This is a genomic window from Actinobaculum sp. oral taxon 183 str. F0552, from assembly GCF_000466165.1.
In the GTDB taxonomy this organism is placed as follows: Bacteria; Actinomycetota; Actinomycetes; order Actinomycetales; family Actinomycetaceae; genus Peptidiphaga.
Window position 1 is genome coordinate 1 of record NZ_KE951476.1, and the last position, 17,659, is coordinate 17,659.

19 protein-coding genes and 1 tRNA gene are annotated in these 17,659 nt (G+C 63.0%); 9 read left to right on the forward strand and 11 right to left on the reverse strand.

Annotated elements, in window-relative coordinates; genetic code table 11:
• The 6 genes from HMPREF0043_RS11580 to HMPREF0043_RS11980 form a co-directional block, all read left to right on the forward strand.
• On the forward strand, positions 1-760 hold a 760-nt coding region (locus HMPREF0043_RS11580), incomplete at its 5' end, for a DUF6667 domain-containing protein (RefSeq protein WP_021602808.1).
• Between the two features lie 109 nt (positions 761-869).
• Positions 870-942 (forward strand) — tRNA-Ala (locus HMPREF0043_RS09320).
• 336 nt (positions 943-1,278) lie between these two features.
• Positions 1,279-1,764: a hypothetical protein gene (locus HMPREF0043_RS11250; RefSeq protein WP_021602809.1), complete on the forward strand. Its 486-nt coding sequence runs from the start codon at positions 1,279-1,281 to the stop codon at positions 1,762-1,764.
• A 193-nt stretch (positions 1,765-1,957) separates the two neighbouring features.
• The gene (locus HMPREF0043_RS09325; RefSeq protein WP_021602810.1) at positions 1,958-3,088 is read left to right on the forward strand and encodes an XRE family transcriptional regulator; all 1,131 of its coding nucleotides are present in this window, start codon (positions 1,958-1,960) and stop codon (positions 3,086-3,088) included.
• Entirely contained in the window at positions 3,085-3,546 is a 462-nt protein-coding gene (locus tag HMPREF0043_RS10835; protein ID WP_021602811.1) for a DUF4411 family protein, read from the forward strand. The genes HMPREF0043_RS09325 and HMPREF0043_RS10835 overlap by 4 nt, the downstream gene beginning before the upstream one ends.
• A 34-nt stretch (positions 3,547-3,580) precedes the next feature.
• Entirely contained in the window at positions 3,581-3,832 is a 252-nt protein-coding gene (locus HMPREF0043_RS11980; protein ID WP_442852612.1) for a DUF7822 domain-containing protein, read from the forward strand.
• A 26-nt stretch (positions 3,833-3,858) separates the two neighbouring features.
• On the opposite strand, the gene HMPREF0043_RS09330 is transcribed toward HMPREF0043_RS11980, so the two are convergent.
• The 6 genes from HMPREF0043_RS09330 to HMPREF0043_RS09355 form a co-directional block, all read right to left on the reverse strand.
• Positions 3,859-5,385 carry a polyamine aminopropyltransferase gene (locus tag HMPREF0043_RS09330; RefSeq protein ID WP_021602812.1) on the reverse strand — a complete coding sequence of 509 codons (1,527 nt, stop codon included), beginning with the start codon at positions 5,383-5,385 and terminating at the stop codon, positions 3,859-3,861.
• The gene (locus HMPREF0043_RS09335; RefSeq protein WP_021602813.1) at positions 5,385-5,636 is read right to left on the reverse strand and encodes a DUF350 domain-containing protein; all 252 of its coding nucleotides are present in this window, start codon (positions 5,634-5,636) and stop codon (positions 5,385-5,387) included. The genes HMPREF0043_RS09330 and HMPREF0043_RS09335 overlap by 1 nt, the downstream gene beginning before the upstream one ends.
• A 27-nt stretch (positions 5,637-5,663) precedes the next feature.
• Entirely contained in the window at positions 5,664-6,383 is a 720-nt protein-coding gene (locus HMPREF0043_RS09340) for a hypothetical protein (protein WP_021602814.1), read from the reverse strand.
• Complete coding sequence (gene speD, locus HMPREF0043_RS09345) at positions 6,383-6,724, reverse strand: S-adenosylmethionine decarboxylase (protein ID WP_021602815.1); 342 nt, start codon at positions 6,722-6,724, stop codon at positions 6,383-6,385. Before speD ends, HMPREF0043_RS09340 begins: the two co-directional genes overlap by 1 nt.
• A gap of 427 nt (positions 6,725-7,151) precedes the next feature.
• Entirely contained in the window at positions 7,152-8,720 is a 1,569-nt protein-coding gene (locus HMPREF0043_RS09350) for a peptide MFS transporter (protein WP_021602818.1), read from the reverse strand.
• A 284-nt stretch (positions 8,721-9,004) separates the two neighbouring features.
• Positions 9,005-10,126 (reverse strand): quinone oxidoreductase family protein, encoded by a 1,122-nt coding sequence (locus tag HMPREF0043_RS09355; RefSeq protein WP_040318289.1) that lies wholly within the window; start codon positions 10,124-10,126, stop codon positions 9,005-9,007.
• A 392-nt stretch (positions 10,127-10,518) separates the two neighbouring features.
• Between HMPREF0043_RS09355 and HMPREF0043_RS09360 the strand changes: the two genes are divergently transcribed.
• On the forward strand, positions 10,519-11,460 hold the full coding sequence (locus HMPREF0043_RS09360; protein ID WP_084432557.1) for an aldo/keto reductase: 942 nt from the start codon (positions 10,519-10,521) through the stop codon (positions 11,458-11,460).
• Between the two features lie 415 nt (positions 11,461-11,875).
• On the opposite strand, the gene HMPREF0043_RS09365 is transcribed toward HMPREF0043_RS09360, so the two are convergent.
• From HMPREF0043_RS09365 to HMPREF0043_RS09370, 3 genes are all read right to left on the reverse strand, one after another.
• Positions 11,876-12,457: a MarR family winged helix-turn-helix transcriptional regulator gene (locus HMPREF0043_RS09365; RefSeq protein ID WP_021602822.1), complete on the reverse strand. Its 582-nt coding sequence runs from the start codon at positions 12,455-12,457 to the stop codon at positions 11,876-11,878.
• A 133-nt stretch (positions 12,458-12,590) separates the two neighbouring features.
• A complete protein-coding gene (locus HMPREF0043_RS11255) occupies positions 12,591-12,734 on the reverse strand; it encodes a hypothetical protein (protein ID WP_021602823.1) in 144 nt (47 codons plus the stop codon).
• Positions 12,731-13,084, reverse strand: coding sequence for a hypothetical protein (locus HMPREF0043_RS09370; protein ID WP_021602824.1), 354 nt, complete (start codon positions 13,082-13,084; stop codon positions 12,731-12,733). The genes HMPREF0043_RS11255 and HMPREF0043_RS09370 overlap by 4 nt, the downstream gene beginning before the upstream one ends.
• A 75-nt stretch (positions 13,085-13,159) precedes the next feature.
• On the opposite strand from HMPREF0043_RS09370, the gene HMPREF0043_RS09375 reads away from it, so the two are divergent.
• A complete protein-coding gene (locus HMPREF0043_RS09375) occupies positions 13,160-13,978 on the forward strand; it encodes a MerR family transcriptional regulator (RefSeq protein WP_021602825.1) in 819 nt (272 codons plus the stop codon).
• 176 nt (positions 13,979-14,154) lie between these two features.
• Here HMPREF0043_RS09375 and HMPREF0043_RS09380 read toward each other — a convergent pair whose 3' ends face one another.
• A complete protein-coding gene (locus HMPREF0043_RS09380; protein ID WP_021602826.1) occupies positions 14,155-15,546 on the reverse strand; it encodes an FtsX-like permease family protein in 1,392 nt (463 codons plus the stop codon).
• Positions 15,547-15,558: 12 nt separating this feature from the next.
• Positions 15,559-16,488, reverse strand: a complete 930-nt coding sequence (locus tag HMPREF0043_RS09385) for an ABC transporter ATP-binding protein (RefSeq protein WP_232206118.1) — start codon at positions 16,486-16,488, stop codon at positions 15,559-15,561.
• 295 nt (positions 16,489-16,783) lie between these two features.
• On the opposite strand from HMPREF0043_RS09385, the gene HMPREF0043_RS10840 reads away from it, so the two are divergent.
• The gene (locus HMPREF0043_RS10840; RefSeq protein WP_156897580.1) at positions 16,784-17,515 is read left to right on the forward strand and encodes a YdcF family protein; all 732 of its coding nucleotides are present in this window, start codon (positions 16,784-16,786) and stop codon (positions 17,513-17,515) included.
• Positions 17,516-17,659: the final 144 nt, after the last annotated feature.

Consider the following 17,659-nt stretch of genomic DNA (forward strand, 5'->3'; position numbering starts at 1 on the left):
GACCGAACGCGACGCCGGGCGCGGGCGCCGGGGGGCCGCAGGAGGCGGTCACGAGACCGCGGGGCGCCGCGGCCGGGCAGAGGGCGCCCAAAGCGCGGCGCTGGACGGCATGACCGAACGGGAGAAGCGGGCACGCGCCAAGGAGCCCGGGCCGCGAATTCGCGCCGGGAAGGCGTCCGCCCAAGATACCTCGGCACAGGATGGAGGCTCCTCCGAAGGGCGGTCTGCGGCGCAGTCCGCATCCGCGGCGGGCGGGAAGAGCCGGGCCGTCAAGCGCCCGAACGTGCGGGCCGAGCTCGCCAAGGCGCGGATCGCCGAACGCGCCAGCGCAGCCAACGCCCGCTCCGCATCCCGATCGGCAGCCGAACGCCCGATGAAGCCGAGCCCTCGGGCCGAGATGCCCTCCTACACCCTCAAACCCCGCAAGATCGAGCGGCGCGTCGTCGAACCCTATGCGGCGCCGGCCTCGGCCACCGCACCCGTCCCCTACCGCCCGCACGAGCGCGGCGAGCGCTACGACGCGGCCACCGGAACGGTCATGCCGAGCGCGAGCGCCTCGAATCGGAACGCCGCGAGCCTGGCGGGCGGCGCCGGGATCGCCTCCGGCGCCTCGTCCGACACGGCCGGGTCGCCCGCCGACCCCGCACGGGCCGAGAAGCCCCGCGTGGAGGAGGCGAAGCCGGTGATCAGCTCCCGGTCCGAGGAAGTGCTCGGCGGAGGCTCCGTGCTCGACGCCCTCCTCGAACGCCGCCGCGCCTGACCGCGCCGCCGCTCTTGACTGTGCTGCCGCGCCTGACCGGCGGGGGACGGACCTAACATTCGGACGGTGGAACGGATCGGCGGAGGAGTGCTAGACTAGCCGGGTCCCAGGGGCTATGGCGCAGTTGGTAGCGCGTCTCGTTCGCAATGAGAAGGTCAGGGGTTCGAATCCCCTTAGCTCCACAGTGAGAGGGCTCATGTGAGTGCGTCTGATTGGATCCAAGGTTTCTGTGCAGTAGTATCGTTGGTGGCCGCTGTTATCATTGCTTTTGTCCAGTCTTGCCAAGGGCGCAGAATGGAGAAATTCGAACGGTCTCTAGCAGAGAAGGAAGAGCGCCGTTGTAGTGAGAACATGGATGCCCGGGTAAGTGCATTCATTTCTAAGTATTATCCTGATCGCGGACTAGTACCGTTATGTGCTATCGCTGCCATGTATAATGATAAGTTTTTCTATTTTCGAAAGATGTACAATGAATTTTGTCATTATCCGAGGGAATTAAAGAATAGAATCTTGGAATATTGCAACTTGGATCTTCGTGTTTATCAGTCAGAAAATTTTTTAATAAATGTATTGCTGAACTGAATAATGTCTGTGAAAAAAACTTTCCTGAAGACAGATCGCTCTTTTATGATGAAGAAAAGTATATTGAGCGCACTTTGACATCTTATAGAAAAGAAAAAATTCTCTCACAGAGTTTTAAGCATGAAGATACTATTTCTAGTGAAATCTCTAAAGCTTATAAAAATAAAGACGTGAAGAGTACTCCAATGAAAAATTTGTCACTATGTATGAATTTAAATTCGACAAAAGAAGTAAATGTTTGTCAATTTGCTTCAACTGTGGCTAAATATATTGCAATATATAATGATGACGAAGAATTTGATTTAAAAAAGGACTATGGATCACCTGGTGCATATGCTGAAGAAACGATTGAAACGATGGAAGATTTATTTTTATCAACTCTATTTGAAATTTATGTGCATTTAGTAATAAATAAAAATTGATCTAATTATATAGATGAACAGTTCATTTTAAGATTTGAATTCTAAATGATAATTTTTAAGGATTATTTCTTATTTCGCAAAGTTGCATTCAAACGTATCTGTGGCAGAAGCTAGAATGAAGTCGACTTGATTCGCCGCGTCGAGTTCAAGTGGCGAAATACACTGGGCGCCTTTACTGCCAAGGAGGACGATCATGACCCGCGTCCCGATCAACGGGCCCACTCTTCGGTGGGCGCGGGAAAGCATGTTCATGGGGAAAGACGAACTCGCCCGAGCGGCAGGCACCTCTGAAGCGCGAATAGAAGCGTTCGAAGCGGGCAGTGCGATGCCGACGCTCAGGCAGCTCCGCCTCATAGGAAAGAAGCTCGATAGAACTCTCGCGTTCTTCTTCACGACGCCGCCGGCGGAGTCCGACGTGCCGAGCGCCGTTGACTTTCGCGGACACGGCGGAGACCCGGTTCCGCCTCTGTTGGCGAGGGAAATGCGTCGGGCGGAGCAGTATCGAGAGGCCGTGCTAGAACTCGAGGGAGCCACGGGCGGGCCGTCCCTTGTCGGGCACATCGACGGAAGAAACCTCGAAGCCCGGGCGCGCGAGATGCGCGGATTGCTGCGCCTTTCTGATGACTCTGTGACTGAAAGCAAGCATGGAAAGCAGCCTTTCAATTACTGGCGAAGGCTCCTTGAAGACCATGGATTCCTCGTTTTTCAGACGACCAGGATAGATCACTCCGTGTTCCGCGGGCTATCCATCCACCACGACCCCCTTCCCATAGTCCTTCTCAACGGTTCCGATGCGATCAACGGGAAGACATTCACCCTTTTTCACGAAGTGGCGCATCTGGCGAACCGTACAAGCGGTCTATGCAGCTTAGAGGAAGGACGCAACGAAGAGGCCTTGGCGAATGCTTTTGCTGCGAACTTCCTCATGCCCGAGGAAAGTGTTGCAGAGCTCGTGTCCGACGTCGTCCAAGGCTCTTGGGGCATGGCCAAAACGGTCGCCGAGAACTTCAAGGTCAGCGCTCTCGCTGCGGGCATTCGCTTGAAGACTCTTGGCTTAATCTCCGACGCGGATTTGGAGGGTATTCGCATAGAAAGCGATCGGCGGTGGAAGCTCAACAGGGAAGAACAGAAGAAGAAGGACGGAGGACCGGCCGCATGGCGGCTCCGTTTCCGAGACCTGGGTTCTAGTTATGTCGGCACGATCGTACGGGCTTTGGAAGACGAGCGAGTCGATTGGCTCGAAGCGAGTTACTTTCTGAACGCGAAGACTCCCATGGTTCAGCAGATGATTGACGAGTACCACAGGATCGAGAACGGCGCATGAGCTTTACTTTGGATGCCAGTGTTCTTATCACTATGGAGCGTCGATATCCACGCGAGTTCTTTCTTTCGCTTTGGGAAGCGATGGAGAGAGCGGCAGAGGATCGTGAGATCTGCATCTGCGAAGTTGCCTACGGCGAACTCGATCGGGGCAATGACGATCTTGCTCCTTGGGCGAAGGACATTGAAGGTTTTATCTGCGGAACGACTGACGATGAGATTTGTACGGTGAGTCTGATTTCGCGTGATCATCCAGGTTGGGTCCAGGGGCAGAAAAACAATGGTGATCCATTCGTCATTGCGCATGCCAAGCATGAAAAAAGAACTGTCGTGACCGAAGAGAAACGGAAAGGGCCGGGAACCGAAGATCGAAATCAGAAGATTCCAAATGTCGCTGATGAGCACGACGTTGAATGTGTGACCTTCTTCGAGTTTATGCGGGCGCAGCGATGGCGCTTCTGAAAGCGGCCTCTCTGACGGAGGCGACAGAGCGTCCGTGAGTGGCGGGCTTTCCGAGTGGCGCTACACCGACCCGTTGTCCTATCGGATTCTGGCATCGGGAGACCCTCAACTGTGCGTGTGCTCATCGTCGACGGCTTCGAAGACGGCCCTGATGTCCGCCTACAGTGGCGCCGCACGCAGATGTATTCGCCACATGGAAGATCCCCGCGGTGGTAGAAACCCCGCGGTCGCAGCCGGATCCCGATCTGCGCCGAGCTCCGTACGGCTGACGGTCGCACGGCTCTAGCAGTACCGCGGCTGACGGCACCGCGGCTAGTAATATCTCCACTGGCGCATGTCGTCGTTGTAGGCGTCGATGATCTTCGGCTCCAGCAGTGTGGACACCTCGGTCGCGGATATGGCCGGGGGCTGGACGCGAATCATGAAGTCCAGCAGCTTCTCACTCTGGTAGACGGTGCCCGGGGCCAGCGGCTGGCTCAAAAGCGCGCCCGGAGCCTTGGTCGACAGAACGAATCCCCATTCTCCGAATGACGGAATGTTGTGCGAGAAAGGGAAGACCCGGTACCCCTCCTGCGCCGCCCGCACCGTGTTGACGACGGTGTGAAACGCGTGAGGTGAGAAATACGAAGACGTCGCCTGCGCCACCATCACGCCGCGCGGCGCCAGAACGGCGGAGACCTGCCGATAGAACTGCTTGGAATACAGTTTCGCCATGTGTTCGTTCGAGGGGTCGACCAAATCGACCAGCACGGCGTCGTACTTCTCCCGCGTATCGAAAACGAAGCGGAAAGCGTCCTTGTTGACGACTTTGACCTTATCATTGCTGAGCGACTGCTTGTTTATCCCTTTCAATAGCCTGTTGCTCTTCGCGAGTTCAGTCACCTTCCTGTCGATGTCGACGATGGTGATCCGTTGGACGCTGCGGTATTTGAGCAGTTCGCGCGCCAACAATCCGTCGCCCCCGCCCAGCACCAGGACGTTGCGCGGATTCTGGACCGAGGTCAGTGCGCTGGCCGCCATGGTCTCGTGGTAGCGGACTTCGTCCAGGCTGGAGAACTGCAGCTGGCCGTTCAAGAACAGGCGGAGATCGCTGCGGTACTTCGTGAGGACGATCTTCTGGTAGGCGGATTGTTCGTAGACGAGGACGGGGTCGCGGTAGGCCTTGGCGTCGATGGTCCTCTCCAGATAGCTGGCGCCCAGGAAAAGCCCGGCCAGTGTCAGGGCGGCCGCTGTGCTCAACGCGATCAGTTTCTTCGACGTCCCCAACTGAACGAGTATGGCGACGGCGACGATGATGTTGAGCGCCGCCACCAGGTAGGAGCTGCGCATGAGGCCGAGCTGGGGGAGTAGCAGGAGGGGGAAGGCCAAAGAGGCGATGAGGGCTCCGAAATAGTCGATGGCCAGAACCTTGCTGAGCAGTTCGACAGACGATTTCCTGCCGAAAGCCGTGAACATCTTCACCAGCAGGGGGATCTCCAAGCCGATGAGGACGCCGATCAGCAGGCTCATGAGTGAGAAAGCCACCCAATGCAATTTGGTGAACGTGAAAGCCAGATGCAGGATCAGGACGGAATTCCCGCCTATGAAGCTGAGTGCGATTTCATTGATTGCGAAACTCGTGGATGGGCGCCAGTGGATATACTTGACTAGCAGGGAACCGACGCCCATCCCGAAGAGCGTTATCCCGGTTGCGAGGCTGAAGCTGACAATGGAGTCGCCGATCAGATATGAAGCCGTAGTCCCGAGGATGAGCTCATAGATCAGCCCGCCGATCGCAACGAGGAGCGCTGATGCGAAGAGAACCGTGTTCTCGGAACCCTTCACTCGTGAACGGGCCATCAGCTATTGATCGTCCCGGCGATGATGATCGCGATGGCCACCGCCATGCCGGCTATCGCGATCCCCATTCCGACGTTGTTGTCCTTCACCAATTCATCCCGGATCTTCAACTTGAAGATATAGTTGGTTATCACGGCGAAGACTATGAGGAGAACGAACCCTAGGAGTGCGTAAACTATTGTGCTCAGCAGGGAAATCCAGGTCAGTTCGACGTCCCCGCCCATTTCGTTGGCAAGAGTCAGTGCGTTCATGTGTATTCCTCTCTGGTGTGGTGGTTCTCATTTGCCGACTCCTCCACCGCCGCCGCCGTAGACGCTGCGGTGATGGTGGTAGACGATTCCTCCGCCTCCGCCGTCACCGCCGGAGTCGTCCTCGGCCCTGGAGAGCGCAAAAGCAATGAAGAGGAGTAGAAAGAAGGCTACTATCACGAAAAGCAGGGCATTCGCAGCGGAGGGGTCGCCGGCGGGGCTTATCCGCTTACCGAAGAAATTCACCTGCTCGTCCCGCGATAGTATCCGCTTCATATGCACTGAATAGTCCTCTTGATTGTACACTTCTATGTTGACGGTTTTCCTCACGCCGTGCTCGTCAATGAATTCCAGGGTGGCGTAGGCGATTCGATCCCCCCGAGAGACACGGCAGCTGGGGCGGCCCTTCACACCGACGAGCTCGCCGAACCCTGATTCTCTCACGTGGGCGGTTCGGGTCGAGCCATCGGGCAGACGCAGCGGAACGCGTTCGCCCTGTGCGAGCGTCCGGGGGTCGGGGGGCTCCGGAAGCGTGAGCGGCTCGTACAATGCGACTCGTTTGTCGTCATGGTCGTATTCCACCCACACGTCGGAGAGGCTGTGGTGCGATAGCTCCCACTCCTCCCAATAGGAGTATTCCTCCTCGATTCGGTCCAATTCGCGGAACAGCAGACAGCCTTTGATCGTGGCGTTGAGCCGTTCACTTTTCAGAACCTCGCCGATCTCAAGGCGAGCAGCAAAATCCTCCACTAGAAAACCACCGCCTTTCCACGAACGTCAGCAGCGCCGAAGGTACTCTGAATGAAATGTTCAATGGACGCGATCAGCCCGTCGCTGATGGGTCGGCACGTCGTCAACGTTATATAGCCGCTTCGCTTCTCCGGCCAGGTGTGCATGGCTATATGCGATTCTCGGAGAAGCAGTGCTGTGCTGATCCCTTGAGGGGAGAACTCGTGAGAGACCGAATTGACGACGTGAAGCCCGGCTTGTTCGGCGATCCCCGCCAGAGACCTCTCGATGGCCTCCAGCCTGTTCAGCGCTTCAGGAGAGGCGTTCTGTATTCGGAAGGCAAGGGACTGATACGCGACCATGTCCGCGATATTACTTCATCCGCGTCTTCTCGGTGTAACGGCGAACGTCCTCGAATCCGCGCGGCGGAGCGATGCCGTCCGACGCTCGTGGCCCGGAAAAGCGTTCTCGCATCACGGATACGCCCCATCGCAGAACCGCCGGCCGGCGGTGCGCGGAGCCGCCCGCCTGGGTGGGAAGGTGTAGCCGTCCCCGTTCTCGTGTGGGTCCAAGACGAGATCGTCCGCATGGGTCACTTTGAACCAGACGGCTTCGAGTCAGGTGGTTTCGTGTACCAGTACGGTCTTGCCGACGGTCCCGCCGTGGCTCATCTCGGCCAGGACCCGCGGCGCCTGGCGAATCGGAGCGCGCTCGGCTATGTGGATCGCCACCTCGCCTGCGACGGCGGCGTGAGGCCGACGGCGGGGCGATATGAGCAGTTGAGTCCGGCTACGAGAGTGCGTCGACGTCGGCCATTTGACGCTTGGTCCACGGCGCGACGGCGAACAGGATCACGGCCACGGCGACCGTGACCGCGCCCAGGCCGTAGTAGTAGGTCGAGTTCGGAATGTCCTTGGTTTGGGAAATGATGAAACCGGCGAGCCCCTGGCCCGTGGCGGTCGTCAGCAGCCACAGGCTCATCGCCTGAGAGGCGAAGTTCTTAGGCGCAAGCGCCGAGGTCGTGGACAGTCCCACCGGAGACAAGAATAGCTCGCTCACGGTCTGGATGATGAACACCACCGCCAGGAACCACCACGGTGCAAGATTTTCACCGCCGGTCCACGTCTGAAACCCGAAGCCGAGGATGAAGGCAGATGCGCCGATGATGAGCACTGCGATCGCGAACTTCGCGATGGTCGACGGGAACCTCCCCGCCCGCCGGGTGAACAGCCAGCCGATCAGCGGCGCCAGCACGACGATCGTCGCCGGGTTGACGGACTGATAGGTCTCGGGGCTGAGGACCCAGCCGACCAGCGGGATTCTCCCGTCGGTGTTGTCTTTGGCGAAGGTGGCCATCTTGCCGGCGGCCTGCTCGGAGATCATGAAGAACAACACCGCGCCAATCCACAAGGGGATGTAGGCGCGCAGATGGGTGCGTTCGCGGGCGGTGACCTTCGGAGAACGGAACATGAGCATGAAGTAGCCCAGCGCCGCCGTGGTCGGGACGATGAGCATCGTGGTGGAGAGGGTCTGGAGCAGATCGTCGGTTAGGCGGTGCAGGACCGCGACCAGCGCTGCCGTTCCCGCGATCGCGACCGTCGCGGCCACGGCGAGCTTGCGGCGCTCCCCGGGACGGATCGGGTTGGGGACGGTGAAGGCGAAGGCTGAGAGCCGGTGGCGGCCGTAGACGAAGGCGGCCAGCGCGAATCCCATGCCGATGGCCGCGGAGGCGAATCCCGCGTGGTACCCGTAGTGCCCTCGCAGCCACCCGGTCACCAGGGGCGAGGCCAGCGACCCGACGTTGATGGACATGTAGAACAGCTGGAATCCGGCGTCGCGCCTGGGATCGTTTTCGTCGTACAGGCCTCCGACGATCGTCGACAGATTCGGTTTGATGAAGCCGGTCCCCACCGCGACCAGGACGATGCCGAGCCAGGAAAAGGCAGACGCCGGGATCGACAGACAGATGTGGCCCGCCATGATGACCAGCCCGCCGTAGAGGGTGGACAGCCATGGCCCGATGATGCGATCGGCGAAAATGCCCCCGGGGATGGCCAGCAGGTAGACGGCCGCGCTGTAGGTGGCGAGGATGACCTCGCCGGAGTTCTTGCTCAGCCCCAGGCCGCCGTTGCCGACGGTGTCGACGATGAAGTACAGCAGGATGGCTCGCATCCCGTAGTAGGAGAAGCGCTCCCACATCTCCACGTTGAGCATCCAGGGCAGGCCCCGGGGGTGGCCGAACAACCCGCGGTCCTCGCGCGACGGGGTTGTTCGCAGGGTGTTGGGGCGCCACCGGCTGGTGATCATGCGTCCGGCGATGACGACGTCGCCCTCGACGTTAGTTGGAGACGTTGGCATAGTAGCTCTCCCTTTCTGTGGGCGGGTACGGCAAGCAACCGAACCGTCGGCGCCTGATATGAAAACAGGCAGCATTATTCGTGTACCTTACCCCGATCGCGCGGTCGGCCGCTGGGCAATGCGAAGGCAGCCGGGCGGACAAGACCGCGAAAAGGCAGCGTGAATGCGCAATGAGCATCAAAGTCGCCGCCGTCCGAGTCCTTTCAGATTCACCGCACCGGTGGGGGTTCTCGACGGTCGGCGTTTTCGACGACGGGCCCCGTGGCGGGGCCCGTCCGGCCATATCAGTCCCGTTCGTGCACCAGCACCGCCTTGCCGACGGTTGCGCCCGCGGCCATATCGGCCAGGATTCGCGGCGCTTCGCGGATCGGGGCGCGCTCGGCTATGCGCACCGTCACCTCGCCTGAGGCTGCGAGGCTGAGCGCCCGCCTCAAGTAGACCCCGGTAGTCCGCGGATTCGCCGCCGTGAACGCCCCCAGATTGAAACCGAGCACGCCGATGCCTCGGAGCCACAGCGAATTGCTCGAGACCATCGGGTCGCCGGCCTGGGCGGCGTCGCCGACCGCCAAAAGCCGCCCGCCAAGCCTCAACAGGTCGAGGCTCGTTTGCCGCGCCGGCCCGGCGACGGGGTCCGCGACGACGTCGAACTGCCCGCCGGCCGCATCGCCCAACTCGCTGCGCAGCCAGACCTCGTCGTAGCCGAGGTCGAGCGCGGCCCTCCGCTTGGCCTCGCTCCCGACGACGCCGACGGTCCGGGCCGCGCCAAGCAACCGCGCGATCTGGCCGAATTGCGAACCCAGCCCGCCCGCTGCAGCGTGCACCAGCACGTGCTCGCCGGGCTTCACATGGGCGATGCGCTCGAGCGCGACGAGCGCCGTCGTCGTATTCGCGGGGACCGCCGCGGCCAGCGCCGGATCCATGCCAGGCGGCAGGGGCGCGACCAGATTGGCGTTCGTGACCGCGACCTGGCCGTAGGCCCCGCCGCGATTGATCGTCAGCGCGACGACGGGGTCGCCCGGCTTAAGAGTCGAGAGGGGAAGGTCTGGAGAAGGGAGGTTGGCCGCGGCGGAATCCGCCTCTGCTGGGGAAACTGCGGCGGCTGACCGCGCGGGGTGTTCCGGGGCGTGGTTGCTCGGCAAGGCCGCGATTTCCGCGTCCGCATCCGCCTGCGGGCTCGGGTTTGCGATCTGCGAGCCGAGCGAACGGACTCGGCCGACCGCCTCCAGCCCTGGAACGTAGGGGAGCGGCAGGTCGATCAGGCCGCCCGCGAGCAGCGCCTCGATGTACCCGACGCCGGCATATTCGACGTCGAGCGCGACGTCCTCCGGCCCAGGCTCCGGTACCGGCGCCTCGGCGTACCGCAGGCCGGCGGGGCCGTCAAAACCGGTGATCTGCATGGCCTCCATCATGGCTTTCTGGTGCGCGGCCGCCGGGGCGTCCTTATGGTGTCCGGCCGTCGCGGCGGCGTTCTGCGTTGCGGCCCCTTGGAGCGGTGTGCGACTCGCATTCTGATTCATGGCGTCCTTTCGACGGTAGTTTCAGGCAGCTGTATAATGTAAGTAACCTTAAACATGAAAGTTCTGGGAGCGCAACCTGGCGCATTGCCTTCGAAGCCTCGATCGGGCGCGGCGGCGACTGCGCGAGTTGCCCGCTGCGGCGCAGCGAATGGCATTGCCGGGCTGCCGCTCGCCAGAGCGTTGCCGACGCGCGTCGCGGAAAGGGAAGAAAGGTGGATTCAATGGAAAACACGAGGCAATCAGACGGCGCCCGGGAGCTGGGGACAGGCGGCCCGCGCGTGATGCCCATCGGCCTCGGGTGCATGGGCATGAGCTGGATTTACGCGGAGAGCGGCCGCGACGACGCCGAGTCCGTCAGGGTCATCCGCGAGGCGCTGGACTCCGGCGTCGGCTTGCTCGACACCGCGGCCCTGTACGGGGACGGGCACAACGAACGGCTCGTCGGCCGGGCCGTCGCGGGCAGGCGGGACGACGTCGTCGTGGCGACGAAGGGCGGGCTGGTCGTCGACGACTTGGCGACAAAAAGCATCCACCGCGACGGCCGCCCGGAATCTCTGCGGCGGCATGTCGAGGGCAGCCTTGAGCGGCTCGGCGTCGAACGGATCGACCTGTACTATCTCCACCGCGTCGACCCGAACGTGCCGCTCGAGGAAAGCTGGGGCGCGCTCGCCGAGCTCGTCGCCGAAGGGAAACTGGCCCGAATCGGGCTTTCCGAGGTGACCGTGGCCCAAACGGCCGCTGCCCATGCCGTCCATCCGGTGGCGGCGATCCAGTCCGAGCTGTCGGTGTGGACGCGCGATCCGCTCGGCGGGCAAACGCGCACTGACGCCGAAGAAAACCTTCTCGAGTGGACCCTGGCCAACGGCGTCGCCTTTGTGCCGTTCGCGCCGCTCGGCCGCGGCTATCTGACGGGAACGCTCGCTCCAGGCACGTTCGAAAGCGGCGACATTCGTTCCGTCAATCCGCGCTTCACGGCCGAGGCGTTCGAGCGCAACCGCTTGATCGGCGAGGAGATCGCGCGTATCGCCGAGGCTCACGGGGCGACGTCAGCTCAAGTCTCCCTCGCCTGGCTGCTGGGCCTGGCCGACAACGTCATCCCGATCCCCGGAACCCGCAGCGGCAGGCACCTTGCCGAGAATCTGGGGGCCGTCGGCCTTCGGCTGTCCGACGCCGAACGCGAGCGCCTTGACCGGCTCCCTCAGGCGTACGGCTCGCGATACTGACCCGTGCGGTCGGCGGCATCGGGGCGCTCTTCAAGCAATCCTTGAATGTCCACATCCGACCGGGGCGGTGCCCACAGGCAAGGTCTTCTGTTTGCAGGGCCTGTTTGAGGATTCCTTGCGCCGGTGCCAAGACAGACCTGCCTCGACACGTTGTTGACTCTGGTTAATTCGAATATAGTGAAAGACACCACGACCGGTTCCGCTGCTTCTCGGAGCAGTCCAGGGCCGGTCCTCTATTTGCGTCTAGAGATCTCAGGGCTGGTTGCACGCCGGAAGCGCCCGGCTAGAGGATCCGTCGGTCCAATCGGGCAGTGGCCCGGCTCTTGAGACTGGGCAACCTCAACCTTTGGGGTTGGGATGCACAGCCTCAACCTTCGGGGCTGGAATGCTCCGTGGGCTGACTTTTCGAGAGATATCAATCGTCGGAATCAGATTTGAGGGTGGCTACATTGGCCGGAAGATCCGATTCTTCGAGAGCCGCGCCCACGCGCCGCAGCAGCTCGCACAGCTGCACGCGCTCGTCCGCGCTGAACGCCCGGCCGATGCGCTCCTCGACGGTGCGCGCCGCGGCGTCGGCCTCGATGAGCAGCCTCTCGCCCTTTGACGTGAGCGTCACGACGAGCACCTTGCGGTGGAGTTTCGAGGGTTTGCGGGTCACTAGGGACTTGGCGGCGAGCTTGTCGAGCGTGGCGCCTATCGTCTGCGGCGTGACCGCCACGGCCCGCGCGAGCTGTGAGGGCGACTGACCGGGAACGTAGTAGAGCGAGAGCATCGCGCCGTACTGCGCCACCGTCAGGTCGAACGGGCGCAGCGCTTCGGCCTTCGCGGACATCATCGCCTGCTCGGCAAGCTTGATGTGGAGGCCGAGGCGAAGCTCGGCGTCGGCTGCGAACTCGTCCTCGCCGCGTCGAGGAGCCGGAAGCCTGAAAGCCGGATCGCAGGGAAGGCTCGGGGCGGGCGCGGGTTCGACGTCGTCGCGGGAAGAAGCATCGGTCACCCCACCAGAATAGGACACGGTGTCAACGGCTTTGAGGCCGTCAGGCCCTCACCGGTTTGTCTGCGCCGCCTTGACGTCGTCGGAGCCGCTGCGGCTCAATGTTCTCAGACCCGCACCAGTTAGTTCGACGTCGTCAGGTCCCCACCGGCTCAACGCCGTCCAGGTTCAGAAAGTAGACGCATTCGGGAGACCAGCCCGAGAGCGTCGTGAAATCGAGTTCGGCCACTATCTGTGCGTTCCACAGGACGCCGGGGTTCTGTTTGAGCGGGGCCGTCATGCATCGGTTCCCAGCGGCCGAAAGGCGGCGTTCTCGTAGGCGTCGATCGGAACGCCGGCCAGCCGTGTCGCATACCTTTCTTCGCCGAGGCAACTGCGGAGCCAATCGCAGCAGCGTCGCAGCAGGATGCGCGCGGCCCCTTCATATTCTTGTGGAATCCGAAACGGGTCCTGCGTGCTGAATCCGAAGGCGGACCCGGCCTGTTCGGCCAGAATGAGCAGGCGAAACAGGTTCGGCAGCCTGTTGCGGGGTTGGTCATGCTCGCGGCCTTCGTAAGGCTTATGGCCTTCGGCGCGCTTGAGGGAGCCGCCGCGCCCGCGACGTTCGTCGATGCCGAGGCACTCGAACAATTCGGGCAGGAACCGTTAGACGCGCGTTCGATCGCGGCTTGCCTTTGACACGGTGTCAAGCCTCAAGATGGTGGCATGGCCGAGACGAGACTGCTTCGCATCGGGGAGTTTTCAACGCTCACCCGCTTGTCTGCGCGGATGCTGCGCTACTACGACGCCAACGGCGTTCTGACCCCGGCCGCCACGGACGACGCGACCGGCCACAGGTTCTACGCCGCCTCGCAGGTGCGCGAAGCGACGTTGATCCGCCAGCTTCGCGACGTCGGCTTCTCCGTCTCCGCCATAGCCGCCCTGCTTCCGTTGCGCGACGACCCCGATACTCTGGGCCGCGCGCTAGCCGTTCAGCGCGATCAGCTCATCGCCGACGCCGAGGCCGCCCGCCGCCGCATCGCCGAGATTGACCGACTCATCTCACAAACGAACAGGAGGGCCATCATGGCCGAAATCACCGTCACCACCCATCCGGCGCAGCGAGTGGTCGCATTGCGCACGACGATCGACACCTACGCCGACGAGCACAAGGCGTGGATCGCAGCCATGGAAGCGATCCGGGCCCAGGGAATCCCGCTTGCCAGCGGGCTCTGCGGCGCCACTTTCCACGGCCTCGAGTATCGCGAGGCCGACATCGACATCGAGGTGTGGGAGCCCGTGGGGCCCGACGCCGTCGCGGCCGACCCGCTCACAATCCGCGAGCTCCCGGAGCAGAAGGTTGCGGTGGCCACCTTCCGCGGCGGATACGACCAGTTCGGCCCCGTCAACGAGCAACTGGCCGAGTACATCACCTCCTCCGGGTTGGAGTTCGCCGGGCCGATGTACAACCGCTACATCGTGGGCCCCGCCGACACCCAGAATACGGCCGAATACGTGACCGAAGTGTGCGTGCCCGTCGTCTGACGGGCCTCGCCGACGAACGGAGGCCAGCCCGGCTCTGCCTGGGCTGGCCTCCGGGGCCGTGGCCTCCGGGGCCGACGTCGGCCGACCCTGATCGTCCGTTGCTCTGGCCGGCTCAGGTCGTCTGCCGCCACACCGACCTGCTCAGGTGCCTATGGCGTTGGCTGGCCGACCGCCCGTCACGTCGGCTGGCGCAGGTTGTCCATCAAGGCGCGGCGATCGAGCCGCGCAGGCAGCCACGTGGTGGCGACCGCCAAAACCAACGACGCTCCGATGGCTGCCAGCAGGAAATTCACGGGGATCGCGGAGGCGAACATGTCTACTCCGCCTCCCGACATCGTCGCGGCGCAGACCGCGCTGAGCAACGTCGTCGCCAGCCCGAAAAGAATGCCGGTGCCGGCGTATATCGCCCCTTCGAGGGCTGTGGACCGCAGAATGGTGTTCGGCCGGGCTCCGATCACCCCGAGCAACGCCCCCTCTTGGCGGCGCGTCCGCCCGACCATCGCGATGTTCGCCACGCCCCCGACTCCGGCTACGAAGAAAATCGGGACCATGATCGTCAGAAAGCCGCTGACGCCGTTGCTCATTCCACTCGAGCGCGCTGCGCCGCCCATGGCGTGAATGGTGCCCGTCATGGAAACGGCGATGGCGAAGGGCACGATCGTGGTCATGCTGAGGGCCGAGCGATGGCGCGCATTCGCGCGTGCGGAGAACCAGGCCGGGCTGCGGCCGGGAATCAGGCTGGTCCACCAGGTCAGCAGAGGGCGGAGCGTCCAATTCGGGATGAACAATGCAGCCAAGGCGACCATGAACCCCACCGCACCGCCCATAATCGCGCGCCCGCCCGGGGATTGCATCTGGGCGATCTCCGCTTTGCTGGTGCCGTCCTCTTCGAGGACGTCGGCGGGGAGGTTGACGAGTATCGGCAGCGACGCCGCGCTGATCAGCAGAATTACGGCTGCGACCCACTGCCACGGCTTTGTGCGCGTGGCTGGGGCGGCAGCCTCGCGCAACGCCTGCATCTCGGGCACATTGGCCGCCCGCCGCGCAGCGCCCAGGCCTCCGAGCACGCTGAACAGAGTCGTGACGAGCACCGTCGCAGGCACGCAGAAAACGGGCATCGACAGGGGAAGGTCCCGGGGGAACAAATTGAATTCCCCCCACGTCAGCAGGTAGATCCGCCCCAATGGCAGGGCGAGCAGCCCGCCCAGCAGGCCCCCGATCACTCCGACTGCGCAAACCTGCCACAGGATGATCGCACGGATGCGGCTGCCGGGAATCCCGAGCACCTTCCACAGGGCGTGCGAACGCTGCTGGGCCGTGACCGTCAGGCCCAGCGTGGTCGATATGACGATCGCCGTCGCGGAGCCCGCGTACCCCACCAGGTTGCCGCCGATCAGGCTGCTGGCGGCCAAGTATTCTCCTTTGTCCTGGTTCAGCGACCATTGCGTGGCGCTCCACCATGAGATGACAATCATCCCCACGACGGCGGCGCCCGCTGTGGCCACCAGCAGCGACCACAGCCATTGGCGGGCGTGGTGACGCAGGTCTTTCCACATCAAGGTCGACATCTTTCCCTCCCTTCAGCGCGCACGGGCGGCGTGGACGAGGTCGGCGATCCGCTGGGCGTCGCGGCAGCTCGACCACGTCGCCAGGCGGCCGCCGCTCATGACCGCGACGGAGTCCGCCAGGGCTGCGGCTTCGACGTCGTGCGTGACCATGACCACGGTGGTTCCCCGCGAGGCGAGCTGACGAAGCCAATCCAGGACGACGCCGGTCGAGTCGAGGTCGAGCGCGCCCGTGGGTTCGTCGGCGAAAACGATCCGCGGGTGGCTGGCCATCACGCGGGCGATGGCCACACGCTGGCGTTCCCCGCCGGAAAGCTGGTGGGGCTTGAGGTCGGCGCGGTGCGCCAGGTCGACTGCCTCGAGGGCCGCGCGAATGCCCTTCTTCGACAGCGGGTTCCCGGCGAGTTTGGCCGGCATCGAGACGTTTTCCGCGGCGGTCAGCGAGGCGATGAGGTTGTATTCCTGGAAGACGAAACCCGTGTGCTTGGCGCGGAATCGCGCGCGTTTGGCCGGTTTCATACCGGAAGTGACGGTGCCGAGCGTGGTCACCGTACCCGCTGTGGGTTCGTCGAGGCCCGCCATGCAGTGCAGCAGCGTGGACTTGCCCGACCCCGATGCGCCGACCACGGCGGTGAAACTGCCCTCGGGGAAATCGGCGTCCACGTGGTCCAGCGCGACCACCCGCGCATCCTTGCGGCCCGGCACGTCGTATATGCGGGTGAGTTGCCGGACGGAGATAGCTGGAGCCTCGCCGTTTGCGCAAACGTAGGGGTGCTTGACGGGCGACGTCGGGGTGGCGTCGCCCACGGCGGGTGTGTCGTTTTCCCAGCTTGAGACGCCGCTGCGGGTGATCATTCTCCAGGTCTCGTTGCGGGCGTGCGTTCCCGAGGCGCTGCGCCCCTTTTGGCTGGAAGCGGGCGGCTCTGCGTGGTCGTGAATTTCCATGCTTACAGCCTTTCAGCGGCAGAGCGCGCTTCACATACCGCCAACTGGCGGATTCGCATACTGTCAGCTGGCGGACTGCCGGGTGGGGACAGCCCGAATACCGCGGCGAGGTGGTGATGCCCACGGCACGGTACGACGCCGCGATACGACGAACGCGGTTGAAAGCGGCGATGACGCGATGGACGGCCGTGTGGAAGAGATGCAGTTGAGAAATCGGGAAAAATGCTGAGCGTGGGGGAAAATCGGATGGAGGTCGGAAAGCGAACGGCCGCGGACTGGCCGCTAGAGTGGAAGTGTGTTGCGCCGCGTTGCGATTGTCGCTGTTCCCGCGTTGCTAGCCGGTGGCGAGCTCGTCCACTGGTGGGCGAGCAAGCGATGTTTGGGCGGCGTGAAGGGCGGCGTCGGCGATGGGAGCGGTGGACGTGGAGCCGTCGTCGTGCTGGGATTCGGCAATCGCGGTGTCCGCGCGAATTACATCAACCGCTATCGGGTCCGCGCGGGGATCCGTACGCTCGAGTCTTGCGATCGGCGATCGAAATCCCCATGTGGGTTCGCGGCCCGAGCGAGATCTGCCGCTGGGTGGAATTCCGCTGCGCGACGCGATTCCGCAGCCGGAAAAGGCCGCGAGAACCGCCTGGCTTCCTCGGTCGGGAGCGTGCTGGTCCTGTGCGGCGGCCCGGTGGCGGGCGCCGTTCCCGAGGCGGACCTCATGGAGCGGTACGCGCGAAAACTCGGATACGCCGGTCCGATCCTGTTGGACCGCGAGAGCAGGTCAACGCTCCAAAACATCGAGCACGCCATACCGCTCATCGAGCACGCCGACTCCATCGCGATCGTCTCCAATCCGCTGCACGCTTTAAAAGGGCGCATTCTCCTGTGGAAGATGCGCCCGGACTTGGCCGCCCGGCTCGTGCGAGGCTCGGATTACCGGTTCGGCGAGATGTCGTTGCTCAAACCGATCGCGGCTGCGGCGGGAATCGTGCATTTCCGGGCGTTTCCCCGCAGGCCGATGTGCACTTTGGCGTGAGCTCCACGCGCCGCGCTCACGCCGCGTTGAAAGACCGCGCGAGTCGGCTTGTGACGGGGTGCGCCCTGAGCTGAACGGCTCCTTTGGGGCGGCACTTTGGTTTCGGCCGTGACGCTTGACGGCTTCCCGTTCGCCATGGAGAAG

Coding starts and splice junctions, on each gene's coding strand:
- speD (WP_021602815.1), bottom strand. CDS start 6,724: ATGGTCGCGTATCAGTCCCTTGCCTTCCGAATACAGAACGCCTCTCCT.
- HMPREF0043_RS09385 (WP_232206118.1), bottom strand. CDS start 16,488: ATGGAAATTCACGACCACGCAGAGCCGCCCGCTTCCAGCCAAAAGGGG.
- HMPREF0043_RS09360 (WP_084432557.1), top strand. CDS start 10,519: ATGCCCATCGGCCTCGGGTGCATGGGCATGAGCTGGATTTACGCGGAG.
- HMPREF0043_RS10835 (WP_021602811.1), top strand. CDS start 3,085: ATGAGCTTTACTTTGGATGCCAGTGTTCTTATCACTATGGAGCGTCGA.
- HMPREF0043_RS09330 (WP_021602812.1), bottom strand. CDS start 5,385: ATGGCCCGTTCACGAGTGAAGGGTTCCGAGAACACGGTTCTCTTCGCA.
- HMPREF0043_RS09375 (WP_021602825.1), top strand. CDS start 13,160: ATGGCCGAGACGAGACTGCTTCGCATCGGGGAGTTTTCAACGCTCACC.
- HMPREF0043_RS09355 (WP_040318289.1), bottom strand. CDS start 10,126: ATGGAGGCCATGCAGATCACCGGTTTTGACGGCCCCGCCGGCCTGCGG.
- HMPREF0043_RS11255 (WP_021602823.1), bottom strand. CDS start 12,734: ATGACGGCCCCGCTCAAACAGAACCCCGGCGTCCTGTGGAACGCACAG.
- HMPREF0043_RS09350 (WP_021602818.1), bottom strand. CDS start 8,720: ATGCCAACGTCTCCAACTAACGTCGAGGGCGACGTCGTCATCGCCGGA.
- HMPREF0043_RS09380 (WP_021602826.1), bottom strand. CDS start 15,546: ATGTCGACCTTGATGTGGAAAGACCTGCGTCACCACGCCCGCCAATGG.
- HMPREF0043_RS09335 (WP_021602813.1), bottom strand. CDS start 5,636: ATGAACGCACTGACTCTTGCCAACGAAATGGGCGGGGACGTCGAACTG.
- HMPREF0043_RS09325 (WP_021602810.1), top strand. CDS start 1,958: ATGACCCGCGTCCCGATCAACGGGCCCACTCTTCGGTGGGCGCGGGAA.